At 46.3% G+C, this 15,038-nt stretch carries 7 protein-coding genes, 16 tRNA genes and 2 rRNA genes; 23 read left to right on the forward strand and 2 right to left on the reverse strand.

What is annotated here, in order from left to right; all coding sequences use genetic code 11:
• Positions 1-11 precede the first annotated feature (11 nt).
• From MHH49_RS13875 to MHH49_RS13885, 3 genes are all read left to right on the forward strand, one after another.
• Entirely contained in the window at positions 12-1,913 is a 1,902-nt protein-coding gene (locus MHH49_RS13875; protein ID WP_341138204.1) for a DUF4097 family beta strand repeat-containing protein, read from the forward strand.
• Between the two features lie 126 nt (positions 1,914-2,039).
• Entirely contained in the window at positions 2,040-2,471 is a 432-nt protein-coding gene (gene perR / locus MHH49_RS13880) for a peroxide-responsive transcriptional repressor PerR (RefSeq protein ID WP_036680160.1), read from the forward strand.
• Between the two features lie 210 nt (positions 2,472-2,681).
• Entirely contained in the window at positions 2,682-4,403 is a 1,722-nt protein-coding gene (locus MHH49_RS13885; RefSeq protein WP_341138205.1) for a glycosyl hydrolase family 18 protein, read from the forward strand.
• Positions 4,404-4,520: 117 nt separating this feature from the next.
• On the opposite strand, the gene MHH49_RS13890 is transcribed toward MHH49_RS13885, so the two are convergent.
• Positions 4,521-4,886, reverse strand: coding sequence for a DUF2614 family zinc ribbon-containing protein (locus MHH49_RS13890; RefSeq protein ID WP_036680151.1), 366 nt, complete (start codon positions 4,884-4,886; stop codon positions 4,521-4,523).
• 127 nt (positions 4,887-5,013) lie between these two features.
• Between MHH49_RS13890 and MHH49_RS13895 the strand changes: the two genes are divergently transcribed.
• From MHH49_RS13895 to MHH49_RS13985, 19 genes are all read left to right on the forward strand, one after another.
• Complete coding sequence (locus MHH49_RS13895; RefSeq protein ID WP_036680149.1) at positions 5,014-5,892, forward strand: nucleotidyltransferase-like protein; 879 nt, start codon at positions 5,014-5,016, stop codon at positions 5,890-5,892.
• Between the two features lie 425 nt (positions 5,893-6,317).
• A 16S ribosomal RNA gene (locus tag MHH49_RS13900) occupies positions 6,318-7,875 on the forward strand.
• Between the two features lie 233 nt (positions 7,876-8,108).
• Positions 8,109-11,035 (forward strand): 23S ribosomal RNA (locus MHH49_RS13905).
• Together the 16S and 23S rRNA genes with 16 tRNA genes alongside form the textbook arrangement of a ribosomal RNA operon.
• A 61-nt stretch (positions 11,036-11,096) precedes the next feature.
• A tRNA-Asn gene (locus MHH49_RS13910) sits at positions 11,097-11,172 on the forward strand.
• Positions 11,173-11,175: 3 nt separating this feature from the next.
• Positions 11,176-11,268, forward strand: a tRNA-Ser gene (locus MHH49_RS13915).
• A gap of 18 nt (positions 11,269-11,286) precedes the next feature.
• A tRNA-Glu gene (locus MHH49_RS13920) sits at positions 11,287-11,361 on the forward strand.
• Between the two features lie 55 nt (positions 11,362-11,416).
• Positions 11,417-11,492, forward strand: a tRNA-Val gene (locus MHH49_RS13925).
• Positions 11,493-11,509: 17 nt separating this feature from the next.
• A tRNA-Met gene (locus tag MHH49_RS13930) sits at positions 11,510-11,586 on the forward strand.
• 25 nt (positions 11,587-11,611) lie between these two features.
• A tRNA-Asp gene (locus MHH49_RS13935) sits at positions 11,612-11,689 on the forward strand.
• Between the two features lie 10 nt (positions 11,690-11,699).
• Positions 11,700-11,775, forward strand: a tRNA-Phe gene (locus MHH49_RS13940).
• Positions 11,776-11,803: 28 nt separating this feature from the next.
• Positions 11,804-11,879, forward strand: a tRNA-Thr gene (locus MHH49_RS13945).
• Between the two features lie 5 nt (positions 11,880-11,884).
• Positions 11,885-11,970: transfer RNA gene (locus MHH49_RS13950), tRNA-Tyr, on the forward strand.
• A 6-nt stretch (positions 11,971-11,976) separates the two neighbouring features.
• A tRNA-Trp gene (locus MHH49_RS13955) sits at positions 11,977-12,050 on the forward strand.
• Between the two features lie 23 nt (positions 12,051-12,073).
• Positions 12,074-12,149: transfer RNA gene (locus MHH49_RS13960), tRNA-His, on the forward strand.
• Positions 12,150-12,192: 43 nt separating this feature from the next.
• Positions 12,193-12,268, forward strand: a tRNA-His gene (locus MHH49_RS13965).
• Between the two features lie 18 nt (positions 12,269-12,286).
• Positions 12,287-12,361, forward strand: a tRNA-Gln gene (locus tag MHH49_RS13970).
• Positions 12,362-12,367: 6 nt separating this feature from the next.
• Positions 12,368-12,442, forward strand: a tRNA-Gly gene (locus MHH49_RS13975).
• A gap of 10 nt (positions 12,443-12,452) precedes the next feature.
• Positions 12,453-12,526, forward strand: a tRNA-Cys gene (locus MHH49_RS13980).
• 14 nt (positions 12,527-12,540) lie between these two features.
• A tRNA-Leu gene (locus MHH49_RS13985) sits at positions 12,541-12,619 on the forward strand.
• Positions 12,620-12,756: 137 nt separating this feature from the next.
• On the opposite strand, the gene MHH49_RS13990 is transcribed toward MHH49_RS13985, so the two are convergent.
• Positions 12,757-13,512, reverse strand: a complete 756-nt coding sequence (locus MHH49_RS13990) for an AraC family transcriptional regulator (RefSeq protein WP_076213729.1) — start codon at positions 13,510-13,512, stop codon at positions 12,757-12,759.
• 329 nt (positions 13,513-13,841) lie between these two features.
• On the opposite strand from MHH49_RS13990, the gene MHH49_RS13995 reads away from it, so the two are divergent.
• Positions 13,842-14,981, forward strand: a complete 1,140-nt coding sequence (locus MHH49_RS13995; protein ID WP_341138206.1) for a BMP family ABC transporter substrate-binding protein — start codon at positions 13,842-13,844, stop codon at positions 14,979-14,981.
• Positions 14,982-15,038 lie beyond the last annotated feature (57 nt).

A 15,038-nucleotide genomic window follows, 5' to 3' on the forward strand; every position in this document is an offset into this window, starting at 1 on the left:
AGGAGTCCAAAATGAAACATGACTCTGCAATGCTCCCAGAGCAGGAAGAACTGCAAGATTCTGTTGATATAGAGACTAAGGAGAGTGAGATACAGAAGAGGATTATTCCTCCGCGTCCGAAGCGGCGCCACCGCAAACGTAAATTTATCGCTGGACTGCTGGCAGCTCTCATCCCTGGGACGGGGCATTTGTATTTTGGGCTTCTCCGAAAAGGGATCACCTTCATCTTTCTAATTCTTTTGGATATCTCAGCTTTATTGTATTTCTCATCCATCGGGATGCAGATTAATGTTCCACTACTTATTTTACTTGCGCTCATTATTCCGGCGATCTATTTTTATAACGTGTATGACGTATTGCAATCAGCGGATAGGCTTCTTCGCTTCCCAGAGGATCATGAGCTTGATATCCCTGTGACCAAAGCAAACGTGGCTCCTAAGCGTCGTAGTATCGTCAGCGAGCCTGGGATATCCTTTGGGCTCATACTGCTATTAGGGGGAGCCCTGCTTATTCTGTTCCGGCAAAAACCAACATGGCTCCAGTTCTTTATTGAACATTATGCTGAAATGGCCGTATCTGTCATTTTAGTATGCGGTGGCTTATTTATAGGAGCTAGAGAAATTGCCAGAGCAGTTGTGCAGCGTAAAGACAATGAACCTCGCAAGCGGCGCGTAGGAAGATATACGGCTTCTGTATTGCTGATAGCTATTTCTGTTCCTTTGTTTTTGGATTGGAGAGAGGGAACTGACTATATGCTCCTGCTCTTGAAGTGGTGGCCAGTCATCCCGGTGTTATGGGGGATTGAGTTCCTGCTGATGTTTATCTTCTCTAACCGTTCAGCCAAGGGAACCAGAATCAGATTGGATTTACGTGGGCTTTTATCCGCTATATTGCTAGCTGCGAGTGTATTTATTGTTGCAGAGCAAGAACATTATTTATATCTATGGAAAAATGTCAGTCTAAACCTGACGGCAGCAGCAGTGGACTATGGTGAGGCTAAAGGCAGCAAATATCAGAAAGCCCCGCTAATTGTTCCGGTGGAATTAAATACAGCCAAAATATCTATTGATAGTATTAATGGCGATATTTTATTGCATCGCGCTCCAGTGGATGATATTCAAATTACGACGACAGTTTGGGTAGATCAGTTGGATGGGCCGATGGCTGAAGCTATTTCAGAACAGTCCTTTGTGGACGTCGTTGAAGGGCCCAACATAAAAATAACCTCAAATAGCAAGGCTTATGGAGAATCCGGCAAACGCCAGCCACGCATGGATTTAGACATTTACTTGCCGGAGGATCGCCGCTTTAACCTCGATGTTCGCACCATGAATGGCGGGATCACATTGCAGAATGTAGAAGCCATTGAAGACATTTCTCTGGAAACGGGGAATGGAGAGCTGATCCTTCATCGTATCTTTGGTAATGTTAAGGGAAAAACACTGAATGGAGCTGTCCGTGCCAGATCTGTTCAAGGCAGCGTTGATTTAACAACGAGCGGAGGCAATATGAATGCTTGGGATGTTACCGGTGCTTTGAAATTATCGACGGCTGTCGGCAATATTAGTGCGATCGGAAATAGCAATGATATCGATATTACTACCAAAAACGGTAATTTAGAGGTTGATGGAGCCAGATCCAAGCTACATGCCGAATCTCTAAATGGTACCATTGATGTTCGCTCTTCAGATGTCGCTGGAGACTGGGATATTTATAGCGCAGTTGGTGATATTCAATTGTATTTGCCAGTGTTAAGCAACTATACAGTGAATGGTTCCAGTGGATATGGTGATATTACTTCAGATTTGCCTGAACTTACAATTGATAAGAAAAAAGTATCAGGTGAAGTGGGGACCGGTGAGTTCAAGCTTCATGTTGAAGGAAATAGCAATCTAAATGTTAGGAAATATTGAAAAAAGTAATTTTTCTTATATAATAATAAATATAATGTATAGACTTCGTTGACAACATTGAAAAACCAGTCTTACAATCTTAAGAAGTACTTCTTTTATTTTTAAATTCAAAAGGCGGTGACAGTAATGGGGAGTGGAGTACAACATGCACTGGAACAATTAAAGACAACAGGTGTCCGTATAACGCCCCAGCGTCATGCGATTCTTACGTATTTGATGGAAGCAATGAATCATCCTACAGCTGACGATATATACCGGGCGCTAGAGCCGAAATTTCCGAGCATGAGCGTTGCAACTGTATATAATAATCTCAAGATGTTTATGGAAGCCGGCATGGTTCGCGAGTTGACCTACGGGGATAGTTCCAGTCGTTTTGATGCCAATGTATCTGATCATTATCATGTCATCTGTCAGCTATGCGGTAAGATTGAAGATTTTAGTTATCCATCGCTTCATGATGTAGAGATACATGCGGAGCAGGAAACGGGCTTCAAAATTACGGGTTTGCGTATGGAATTGCATGGAGTTTGCAAATGTTGCAGAGAGAAGCAACAATAAGACAGAATACTACAGTACTCAAGGGCGTATAGCCAAGCTACACAATAAACGTGTGAAATCCGAAAGCGGAGGACTCACGTTTTTATTTTTTTTAAAATAACAAAATATAGTGAAAATGACTAACTTATACTGGTTATCCGGAACCAAGTGGATGTTATAATCGTATTGTTAGACTTAACTTAAAATCATCTAGTATTTGGAGGATATATTTTGGACAGAAGATATAGACAAAAACGCGTTAAAAAGCGCGGAGGTCTTTTCCGACGCTTTTTTGGACTTTTGCTCATTGCGGCAGCAGCTTATTGGGTTGTGTTTTTTGTATTGCCAAATCGCCAGCACATCGATCCAGACTGGAAAGGCCTAGAACATCCTATCTTCGTAAAAGGAGAAGTAACAGGATATTCCGCATCAGGGACCGGTGATAGCATGCTTTTACCTCTACCATTACTGCAGGAACATGTGGACTCCTCTATTCGTTATGAAGAAAAGACTAAATCGGTCATCCTATCAACGGAAAGTGAACTTCTATATATGCAAGAGGATAAAACCGATGCTAGTCTGAACAATCGTCCGCTGCAGCTGCGGCTGGCACCAGAAGTTAAGGAAAAGATAACTTATCTTCCTGCGGATGTTTTAGAAGACCTGTATGGGTTTGAGATTCAAGAGGATACGACTACCGGGGCTGTGCTGTTAATGACAGCAGGGGAGACTGTACCGCTGGGGAAAGTGAAAGGTGAAGCAGGTGATAAGACAGTCGCTCTTCGCAGCGAAGCGTCGATTCACGCACCCATCGTGGCGGATATGTCCCCGGGAGCCAGTGTGAGTATTTGGAATAAGGAAAATGAGGACTGGCTGTATGTGCAGTTAAGCAGCGGTTACGCGGGGTATGCCAAGGCCAGTGATATTATCTCGGACGGTCAAAAAACAGTGGAACCGAAAAGCACCACTCCCTCACGGGCAGAACGAAGTTGGAAAGGGAAGTCAGTGAATTTGTATTGGGAAGCAGTTTATCAACGTAAACCTGATCCAAGTACATTCGGTGAGCTTCCAGGGGTTAACGTGGCTAGCCCGACTTGGTTCAGTATCATAGATGGTGATGGAAATGTGCGCAGTCAGGCTGACAGTGCGTATGTGCAATGGGCGCATGAGCGCGGGTTGGAAGTGTGGGGGCTGCTCAGCAATAGCTTTGATCCGGACATAACCACTGAGGCATTGTCGAGCTATGAGAAGCGGATGAACGCGATCGTACAGATCCTCGAGTATTCAGATTTATACAAGCTGGATGGAATTAATATTGACTTTGAGAATGTATATACGAAAGACGGGGAGAATGTTACACAATTTATGCGAGAGCTAAAACCTATGGCTCAAGCCAAAAACTTAATCGTCTCCATAGACGTAACCCCTAAATCCAACAGTGAGATGTGGTCAGCTTTCCTTGATCGTAAGGCTCTTAATTCCGTAGTTGATTATCTTATTGTTATGGCTTATGACGAGCACTGGGCGGCTAGTCCTATCGCGGGCTCTGTTGCGTCTCTACCGTGGGTAGAAAGCTCGTTAAGCCGGATCATAGAGGAAGACGATGTACCGCCTGAGAAGCTGATTCTGGGGATTCCACTGTATACTAGAATCTGGACTGAGGCCCAGGTAGATGGCAAGACCAAAGTAAGCTCTAAATCGGTTAGTATGAATGCCGTTGAAAAAATTATTAAAGAGAAGAAGCTAACCCCAACCTTTGATAAGGCAGCTGGGCAGAATTACGTTGAGTATAAGGAAGATGGCGCTCTTAAAAAAATATGGATCGAAGACAAAGTTTCCTTAAAAGCTAGAGTTGAGCTTGCTAAGTCTTTAGGGCTTGGTGGCATCGGTTCATGGAATCGCAGCTTTAGTAATCTGTCTGCATGGGAGGTATTACAAGGAATTCATAAGTAATTATTATTTCATTCATAATAAACAAAGGGGCTCCCAATACGGGGGCCCCTTTGTTGTATTAAGCAAATGTTTGATTGCATTATAAATCGCTAGTAATAAGCTTCTGTAAGATGTGTTTTATTGATTAAGCTGCTGACTCTTAAGTTGTTCCGCAGTAATATTGGCCTCAGCTGGATCCATAGTAAGGATGGTATGGCAGAACATACAGCGGTCTGTTTTGCCCAGCATTTTGGTCAGCTTGTGACATTCAGGGCATTCCAGTTGGACTGCGCTAGTTGACAGCATCCCAGCCCAGAAATAGATTGCAAGACTTGCCATCATTGAGATTAAACCGATTACAAGACCGATTCCAGCGAATACTTTTCCAGTTGAGCCCCAAAACACGATGCCCGCTGTACCCAAAACCATAAGTCCCATTCCGAGCATTGTGAGCAGTAATCCCCATGTGCGAAAAGCGTTGATCTTAGCCGTTTTAAACTTCATGAGTGTTTGCTCCTAACTAAATATAGTTGGGTTGTCCAGAAGGAACTGTCTTTCATATGTAGAATAATAATTATAACTGAATTATAACTGACTGGACGCAAAATCGCCAAATTTAATGGAGGGAAGCATGGAACTGTCCAATGTAACTTTGTTGAGTGGAGAAACGTTTGATGAGAATGTTTTAGGAGCGGTCGTTTTGCGGCAGAATGGGGATATTCCGTTTCAAAGCGCACTTCTTCAAGATTTTGATATGATAGTGTTAGTATTGCATGAAGAACAGGATAGAGAGCATATTGTTCGCCATACCATTGCCGGTGACCAACGGACCCAGTCAGTCCATATCGGCCTATTTGCTTTGGAGCAGGCTGTTATGGCAGGGGATAATAACGAACTTCTTATCAGTTTGATGAGGGGGGAAGTGATCTGGGACCCCAAGGGAATACTCGAGGAAATGCGCAGCGAGATATTGCAATTTGAAGGACCGATCAAGGAACGGGTCGCATTTATGGAGTTTGCCCGCTTTTTGCATATGTATGTGAAATCCAAGCGCTATATAGAGGCTGGCTTTATTATGGATGCTTACAACTGTGTATTGATAGCCTTATATCATTGGGCAAGAATAGAAGTGAGTGAAGTGGGTGCTTTCCCCGAGCCAGCTATTTGGGAACAGGTTAAAAGCATGAATACCTCCGTTCATAAACTTTATGAGGAGTTAACGGTCAGTACTGAGACCTTAGAGCAACGTGTGGAGCTTGTGCTTCTTGCATGTGAATTTGGAATTATGTCCAAAATGACGGACTGTTGTCTATTGCTCTTTAATATTTTGAATAGCCGTAAGGAAGCATGGAGCATTAAAGAATTACTGCAGCATTCAGGTCTGAGTCAATTAGAGTCTGAACTACCCCTTGTTTTACGAAAGCTGGTTTCTCGTTCGCTAATCCGAGAGATTACATCTTGGGCTGATGTTCACGAGGGAGAAGGGCATGCGATCCGCTATACATTATAGAGATGAATTAGATACAGTAGAAGATGTTTAATTATAGAGAGATGAGCAAGGATAGGGAGAGGCTGAGCACTCTCTTTTTTGTTTGTTTGCTAATATGAAACGCTCATATTTATTCAGAAAAATTAATGGTTGACTCTTTCCTTGTTCATGTGTTAAATTATAACTCGTCCCTCTGACACAGAGATGTGCTTTCGAAAACATTCGAAAGACAACCGAAAAAAGAAATTAAAAAAAGGTTGACTAAAACGAGGGTGCTGTGATATATTATAAAGGTCGCTGCTGAACAACACATCGACGAAATAAACAGCTTGATCTTTGAAAACTGAACAACGAGTGAGTAGGAAATCACGTAAGTGATATCCAAAATTAGAGAATTAATTTTCTCGTCAGATGTTTCAAAATGAGCATATCGCTCTTTTCAATACTAATTGGAGAGTTTGATCCTGGCTCAGGACGAACGCTGGCGGCGTGCCTAATACATGCAAGTCGAGCGGAGTTATTTTGAAAGCTTGCTTTCAAAATAACTTAGCGGCGGACGGGTGAGTAACACGTAGGCAACCTGCCCTTCAGACTGGGATAACTACCGGAAACGGTAGCTAATACCGGATAATTTCTTTTTTCTCCTGAGAGAAGAATGAAAGACGGAGCAATCTGTCACTGAGGGATGGGCCTGCGGCGCATTAGCTAGTTGGTGGGGTAACGGCCCACCAAGGCGACGATGCGTAGCCGACCTGAGAGGGTGAACGGCCACACTGGGACTGAGACACGGCCCAGACTCCTACGGGAGGCAGCAGTAGGGAATCTTCCGCAATGGGCGAAAGCCTGACGGAGCAACGCCGCGTGAGTGATGAAGGTTTTCGGATCGTAAAGCTCTGTTGCCAGGGAAGAACGTCCGGTAGAGTAACTGCTACCGGAGTGACGGTACCTGAGAAGAAAGCCCCGGCTAACTACGTGCCAGCAGCCGCGGTAATACGTAGGGGGCAAGCGTTGTCCGGAATTATTGGGCGTAAAGCGCGCGCAGGCGGCTATTTAAGTCTGGTGTTTAAACCTTGGGCTCAACCTGAGGTCGCACTGGAAACTGGGTGGCTTGAGTACAGAAGAGGAAAGTGGAATTCCACGTGTAGCGGTGAAATGCGTAGATATGTGGAGGAACACCAGTGGCGAAGGCGACTTTCTGGGCTGTAACTGACGCTGAGGCGCGAAAGCGTGGGGAGCAAACAGGATTAGATACCCTGGTAGTCCACGCCGTAAACGATGAGTGCTAGGTGTTAGGGGTTTCGATACCCTTGGTGCCGAAGTTAACACAGTAAGCACTCCGCCTGGGGAGTACGGTCGCAAGACTGAAACTCAAAGGAATTGACGGGGACCCGCACAAGCAGTGGAGTATGTGGTTTAATTCGAAGCAACGCGAAGAACCTTACCAGGTCTTGACATCCCTCTGAATCTGCTAGAGATAGCAGCGGCCTTCGGGACAGAGGAGACAGGTGGTGCATGGTTGTCGTCAGCTCGTGTCGTGAGATGTTGGGTTAAGTCCCGCAACGAGCGCAACCCTTAACTTTAGTTGCCAGCAGGTAATGCTGGGCACTCTAGAGTGACTGCCGGTGACAAACCGGAGGAAGGTGGGGATGACGTCAAATCATCATGCCCCTTATGACCTGGGCTACACACGTACTACAATGGCCGGTACAACGGGAAGCGAAGCCGCGAGGTGGAGCCAATCCCATCAAAGCCGGTCTCAGTTCGGATTGCAGGCTGCAACTCGCCTGCATGAAGTCGGAATTGCTAGTAATCGCGGATCAGCATGCCGCGGTGAATACGTTCCCGGGTCTTGTACACACCGCCCGTCACACCACGAGAGTTTACAACACCCGAAGTCGGTGGGGTAACCCGCAAGGGAGCCAGCCGCCGAAGGTGGGGTAGATGATTGGGGTGAAGTCGTAACAAGGTAGCCGTATCGGAAGGTGCGGCTGGATCACCTCCTTTCTATGGAGAATCGTTCTCTGCAATGAGGACATTCAAATCGGAAGTTTAACTTCCACAATCTCAGGTTTAGGCCTGTTACTCACTCGTTGCTCAGTTTTGAGAGTTTAAGCTCTCGAGTAAGACTTGATCCTTGAAAACTGGATACCGAAACGAATTTGCGTTTTAGAACATCTTTTAGCAACTTGTGCAAACAAGTAAATGTTATTAGTGAGATTTTTCTTCGGAAGAATCAAGGTTAAGCTAATAAGAGCACACGGAGGATGCCTAGGCGCCAGGAGCCGACGAAGGACGTGGCGAACAACGAAACTGCCTCGGGGAGCTGTAAGCAAGCTTTGATCCGGGGGTGTCCGAATGGGGAAACCCAGCTGTGGTAATTCGCAGTTACTCATTTCTGAATACATAGGAAATGTAGAGGCAGACCAGGGGAACTGAAACATCTAAGTACCCTGAGGAAGAGAAAACAATAGTGATTCCGTCAGTAGCGGCGAGCGAACGCGGAACAGCCTAAACCAAGGGGCTTGCCTCTTGGGGTTGTGGGACGTCTCACATGGAGTTACAAAGGAATATGGTAGGTGAAGAGGTCTGGAAAGGCCCGCGATAGAGGTAAAAGCCCTGTAACCTAAACTGTATTCTCTCCGAGACGGATCCCGAGTAGTGCGGGGCACGTGAAACCCCGTATGAATCCAGCAGGACCATCTGCTAAGGCTAAATACTACCTGGCGACCGATAGTGAAACAGTACCGTGAGGGAAAGGTGAAAAGCACCCCGGAAGGGGAGTGAAATAGAACCTGAAACCGTGTGCTTACAAAAAGTCAGAGCCCGATCTATGGGTGATGGCGTGCCTTTTGTAGAATGAACCGGCGAGTTACGTTTAACATGCAAGGTTAAGCCGAGAAGGTGGAGCCGCAGCGAAAGCGAGTCTGAATAGGGCGATTGAGTATGTGGACGTAGACCCGAAACCGTGTGATCTACCCCTGTCCAGGGTGAAGGTGCGGTAACACGCACTGGAGGCCCGAACCCACGTACGTTGAAAAGTGCGGGGATGAGGTGGGGGTAGCGGAGAAATTCCAATCGAACTCGGAGATAGCTGGTTCTCCCCGAAATAGCTTTAGGGCTAGCCTCGGTATAAGAGTAGTGGAGGTAGAGCACTGATTGGGTGCGGGGTCCGCAAGGATTACCAAGCTCAGTCAAACTCCGAATGCCATATACTTATTGCCGGGAGTCAGACAGTGAGTGCTAAGATCCATTGTCAAAAGGGAAACAGCCCAGACCATCAGCTAAGGTCCCCAAGTGTGTGTTAAGTGGGAAAGGATGTGGAGTTGCACAGACAACCAGGATGTTGGCTTAGAAGCAGCCACCATTGAAAGAGTGCGTAATAGCTCACTGGTCGAGTGACTCTGCGCCGAAAATGTAACGGGGCTAAACACACCACCGAAGCTATGGCTAGATACGTATGTATCTGGGGTAGGGGAGCGTTGTGTAGGGGTTGAAGGTGTACTGAAAAGAGCGCTGGACACTACACAAGTGAGAATGCCGGTATGAGTAACGAAAAGATCAGTGAGAATCTGATCCGCCGAAAGCCCAAGGTTTCCTGAGGAAGGCTCGTCCGCTCAGGGTAAGTCGGGACCTAAGGCGAGGCCGAAAGGCGTAGTCGAAGGACAACAGTTTGAAATTACTGTACCACCGTAATCCGCTATGAGCGATGGGGTGACGCAGGAGGGTAGTGACGCGGACTGATGGATGTCCGTCTAAGCAGTGAGGCTGATGTGTAGGCAAATCCGCACATCGTTAAGGCTGGGCTGTGATGGGGAGCGAAAATTATAGTAGCGAAGGTCATGATCTCACACTGCCAAGAAAAGCCTCTAGCCAGGAGAAGGTGCCCGTACCGCAAACCGACACAGGTAGGCGAGAAGAGAATTCTAAGGCGCGCGGAAGAACTCTCGTTAAGGAACTCGGCAAAATGACCCCGTAACTTCGGGAGAAGGGGTGCCCCGGTAGTGTGAATAGCACGAGGGGGCCGCAGTGAAAAGGCCCAAGCGACTGTTTAGCAAAAACACAGGTCTGTGCGAAGCCGCAAGGCGAAGTATACGGGCTGACGCCTGCCCGGTGCTGGAAGGTTAAGGGGAGTGGTTAGGGGTAACCCGAAGCTATGAACCGAAGCCCCAGTAAACGGCGGCCGTAACTATAACGGTCCTAAGGTAGCGAAATTCCTTGTCAGGTAAATTCTGACCCGCACGAATGGCGTAACGACTTGGGCGCTGTCTCAACGAGAGATCCGGTGAAATTTTAATACCTGTGAAGATGCAGGTTACCCGCGACAAGACGGAAAGACCCCATGGAGCTTTACTGCAGCTTGATATTGAATTTGGGTACGATCTGTACAGGATAGGTGGGAGCCGTAGAAATCGGAGCGCAAGCTTCGGTGGAGGCGCCGTTGGGATACCACCCTGATCGTATCTAGGTTCTAACCTAGTACCCTTATCGGGTACGGGGACCGTGTCAGGCGGGCAGTTTGACTGGGGCGGTCGCCTCCTAAAGAGTAACGGAGGCGTTCCAAGGTTCCCTCAGAATGGTTGGAAATCATTCGCAGAGTGCAAAGGCATAAGGGAGCTTGACTGCGAGACCTACAAGTCGAGCAGGGACGAAAGTCGGACTTAGTGATCCGGTGGTACCGCATGGAAGGGCCATCGCTCAACGGATAAAAGCTACCCTGGGGATAACAGGCTTATCTCCCCCAAGAGTCCACATCGACGGGGAGGTTTGGCACCTCGATGTCGGCTCATCGCATCCTGGGGCTGAAGTAGGTCCCAAGGGTTGGGCTGTTCGCCCATTAAAGCGGTACGCGAGCTGGGTTCAGAACGTCGTGAGACAGTTCGGTCCCTATCTGTCGTGGGCGCAGGAAATTTGAGAGGAGCTGTCCTTAGTACGAGAGGACCGGGATGGACGTACCGCTGGTGCACCAGTTGTTCCGCCAGGAGCATGGCTGGGTAGCTACGTACGGACGGGATAAGCGCTGAAAGCATCTAAGCGTGAAGCCCCCCTCAAGATGAGATTTCCCAATTAGTAAGACCCCTTGAAGACGACGAGGTAGATAGGTTGGAGGTGGAAGTGCAGCAATGCATGGAGCTGACCAATACTAATCGGTCGAGGGCTTATCCTATACTTAGAATGCAGATTTGTTTCGGATTCAGTTTTCAGGCGATTAAGCCTGGTATGAATATTCCCTGATAGCTCAGTTGGTAGAGCACTCGACTGTTAATCGAGTTGTCACAGGTTCGAGTCCTGTTCGGGGAGCCATATGGAGAGGTGTCCGAGTTTGGCCGAAGGAGCACGATTGGAAATCGTGTAGGCGCCACAAGCGTCTCGAGGGTTCGAATCCCTCTCTCTCCGCCACAAATTTTTAATTAGTATGGCCCGTTGGTCAAGGGGTTAAGACACCTCCCTTTCACGGAGGTAACATGGGTTCGAATCCCATACGGGTCACCAAATTTTCACTTGATTTATCCTAGTGGACTTTGGTACAATAACAATTGTTGTTTATGGAGGCTTAGCTCAGCTGGGAGAGCATCTGCCTTACAAGCAGAGGGTCGGGGGTTCGATCCCCTCAGCCTCCACCATAACATATTTTTACTGACGCGGGGTGGAGCAGCCCGGTAGCTCGTCGGGCTCATAACCCGAAGGCCGCAGGTTCAAATCCTGCCCCCGCAACCAATTAACTTAAGCAATTATATCTTTTGGAACCGTGGTGTAGTTGGCCTAACATGCCTGCCTGTCACGCAGGAGATCGCGGGTTCGAATCCCGTCGGTTCCGCCATTTTCATCATGGCTCGGTAGCTCAGTCGGTAGAGCAGAGGACTGAAAATCCTCGTGTCGGCGGTTCGATTCCGTCCCGAGCCACCATTTATCATCACAAAAGAATGAGTGCCATGCCGGTGTAGCTCAATTGGTAGAGCAACTGACTTGTAATCAGTAGGTTGGGGGTTCAAGTCCTCTCGCCGGCACCATCCTTGGAGGATTAGCGAAGTGGCCAAACGCATCAGACTGTAAATCTGCTCACGTAAGTGTTCGGTGGTTCGAATCCATCATCCTCCACCAGTTTTTAGGGGCATAGTTTAAAGGTAGAACAACGGTCTCCAAAACCGTTGGTGTGGGTTCAATTCCTGCTGCCCCTGCCAAGTTTTTTCTAAAGTTTAATATGGCGGCCGTGGCGAAGGGGTTAACGCACCGGATTGTGGTTCCGGCATTCGTGGGTTCGAGACCCATCGGCCGCCCCATTTTCTTTAAAATGAATAATGGCGACAATATCAACTTAATATGGCGACTGTGGCGAAGGGGTTAACGCACCGGATTGTGGTTCCGGCATTCGTGGGTTCGAGACCCATCAGTCGCCCCATTTACTTTAAAATGTTATTGGGGATTAGCCAAGCGGTAAGGCAACGGACTTTGACTCCGTCACTCATAGGTTCGAATCCTATATCCCCAGCCATTTTATGCGGACGTGGCTCAGCGGTAGAGCATCGCCTTGCCAAGGCGAGGGTCGCGGGTTCGATTCCCGTCGTCCGCTCCAAAATTTACATGGCGCCATAGCCAAGTGGTAAGGCAAAGCTCTGCAAAAGCTTTATCCCCAGTTCAAATCTGGGTGGCGCCTCCATTTAGTTCATATGTGCCGGCGTGGCGGAATGGCAGACGCGCTCGACTCAAAATCGAGTGGGAAACCGTGGAGGTTCGAGTCCTCTCGCCGGTATCTTAAAAAGGTTAGTAAGATTGCTTTTATAAGCAATCTTACTAACCTTTTTTCTTTATGTTCTTAGTTTTACAGGATTAAGCCGTTGAATAGAGGAGTTTCTCTATTTCAACGGCTTTTTTTAATCTGATTAGTGATTAACCTGATTGATTATTAATGCGGAATGCTCGCGGGGTATGACCTATTTCTCGTTTAAACATATTGCAGAATTGGGCATCGTTCACAAAACCTGCAGCAGCAGATACTTCAGAGATTTGCATCTGAGTATGACGTAATAGAGATTTTGCATACTCCAGGCGTTTTAACAGCAAATACCGCAGGGGTGAGGACCCGAAACGTTCTTTAAATAGATGGCGAAAACGATCGTAGCTATATCCGGACATTTCTGATAGTGTTTCGACGGACAATTTATGGCGATAATGCTCATTCATATAATTAAGGACATATTGTACTCGATCTTCTGTTGGGGATTGATATCCAGAGGCACTAAGAAGCCTCATAAGATGGACGGTAATCTCGCTCATTTGTAGGTTTAGAAGCTCAGAGAATCCGTCTTGCTTACGTGTAAACTCTGCTTTCATTCGCAGCAGGATTTGAAGAACGGTCTGATCTTTATCATCTTCATATACGCCGAGCAGATTACTCATATTAGGGTGTACCGAGTGGAAGCCTACAAATAATACATTTGCATCCTCACGGTGGTGCTCGTCATGTTTATGATTGGGTGGCACAAGCGCGAAAGAAGAGGAGCGAAAATGGTAACTTCGTGGGCCAACATTGGTTGTCCCTACCCCCTGTAAATAATAGACCAGTTCGTAGCATTCATGCTGGTGTGGAGGGATATAAGTATTTAGCTCATGTGTGGCACTTACAATATATAGAACACGATCCATGATGATCCTCCAATACTTATGTTTTAGCCGAATCGTACAAAACTATGACCGAAATCATATAATTATTTTTAATAATATTTGTTATGATCGTATCAATAAATCCGAAAGTTCGCAACCTGACTGGCCATCTCGTTCGGAAATAAAGCGGATTATTAATAATAATGGTATTTTTATTGCTATTTTTGAGCCTAAACGTTAAATTTATTACTTTTAATGATACTTTATTTGGAAAAAAGAGAATTTCCATTTGAACCGTGAATTATACAATGGGTGAAGATGGGGATTCTGCCGGATTACTAACCAACTAAAATTAGGGGTGGAATAGAGTAATGAATAAAAAAGTTCTTTCTTTGTTGTTATTAATGGTGATGGTTCTGGTCACAGCATGTGGGAATAACACGTCCAATAACGGTTCTTCTGCGAATACTGGATCAAACGCTGCTGAGGGTGGAGAAAAAGGTTCAGGGGATAAACTCAAGGTTGTATTGCTGATTCCGGGGACACTTGGGGATAAATCATTTTTTGATTCCGCTAATAACGGCTTGCAAAAGGTTAAGAATGAACTAGGTGCAGTAACAAAGGTTGTTGAAATGGGCGTTGATAAAACGAAATGGGAGCCTACATTTAACGATATCGCTTCCGAGGATTGGGATGTAATTATTTCTGGCGGTTCTGAAATTACAGAGATGTTTAATGCAACGGCAGAATTGTATCCAGACAAAAAATTCATTAATTATGATACCGACATCGATGAAGCACCAGATAACATGTACAACATGTCTTATGCGACAAATGAAGTATCTTTCTTGGCAGGTGCCGTAGCAGCATTAGCTACACAATCGGATATGCCGAATGCTACCCCTGAGAATGTGATTGGGTTTGTGGGCGGTATGGATATTCCGGGGATTAATGCTTTCTTGGTCGGCTACATTCAAGGTGCTCAGTATGTTGATCCTGATGTAAAAGTGGCTGTGTCGTACGCTGGTGATTTTGTTAACCCGGCAAAAGGTAAGGAACTGTCTCTAATTCAATATAACTCCGGTGTGGATGTTATTTTTAACGTGGCTGGGGGTACAGGTCATGGGATCTTTGACGCAGCTAAAGAGAAGAAAAAATATGCAATCGGTGTAGACTCCGATCAGGCAATGTTGATTAACGATACGGATAGTGAAAAAGCAAATCTAATCGTTACTTCATCTATTAAAAAGATTGATACGGCTATTCTAGGTGCAGTGAAGAGATTGCAAGAGGGTACGCTAGAAATGGGCAAACGTGATGTGTTGAGCTTTGTAGATGATGGTGTAGGTATTGCTGAGAATGATATTTATAAAAATGTATTCCCGGCTGATCTTCAGGCCAAGGTTGAAGAAGTGAAGCAAAAGCTGATCAATAAAGAAATTAAAGTGGATAATGCGATGGGGATGGAAACTGCAGAGGTAGAAGCTATTCGTAACGCAGTTAAGCCTTAAGCTTTAAATCTTAAGATCAGCTCTATAGAGATAAACCTACAGTTGGAGATTCTTCTA

The organism is Paenibacillus sp. FSL F4-0122, from assembly GCF_038002845.1.
Taxonomy (GTDB): Bacteria; Bacillota; Bacilli; order Paenibacillales; family Paenibacillaceae; genus Paenibacillus_AQ; species Paenibacillus_AQ odorifer.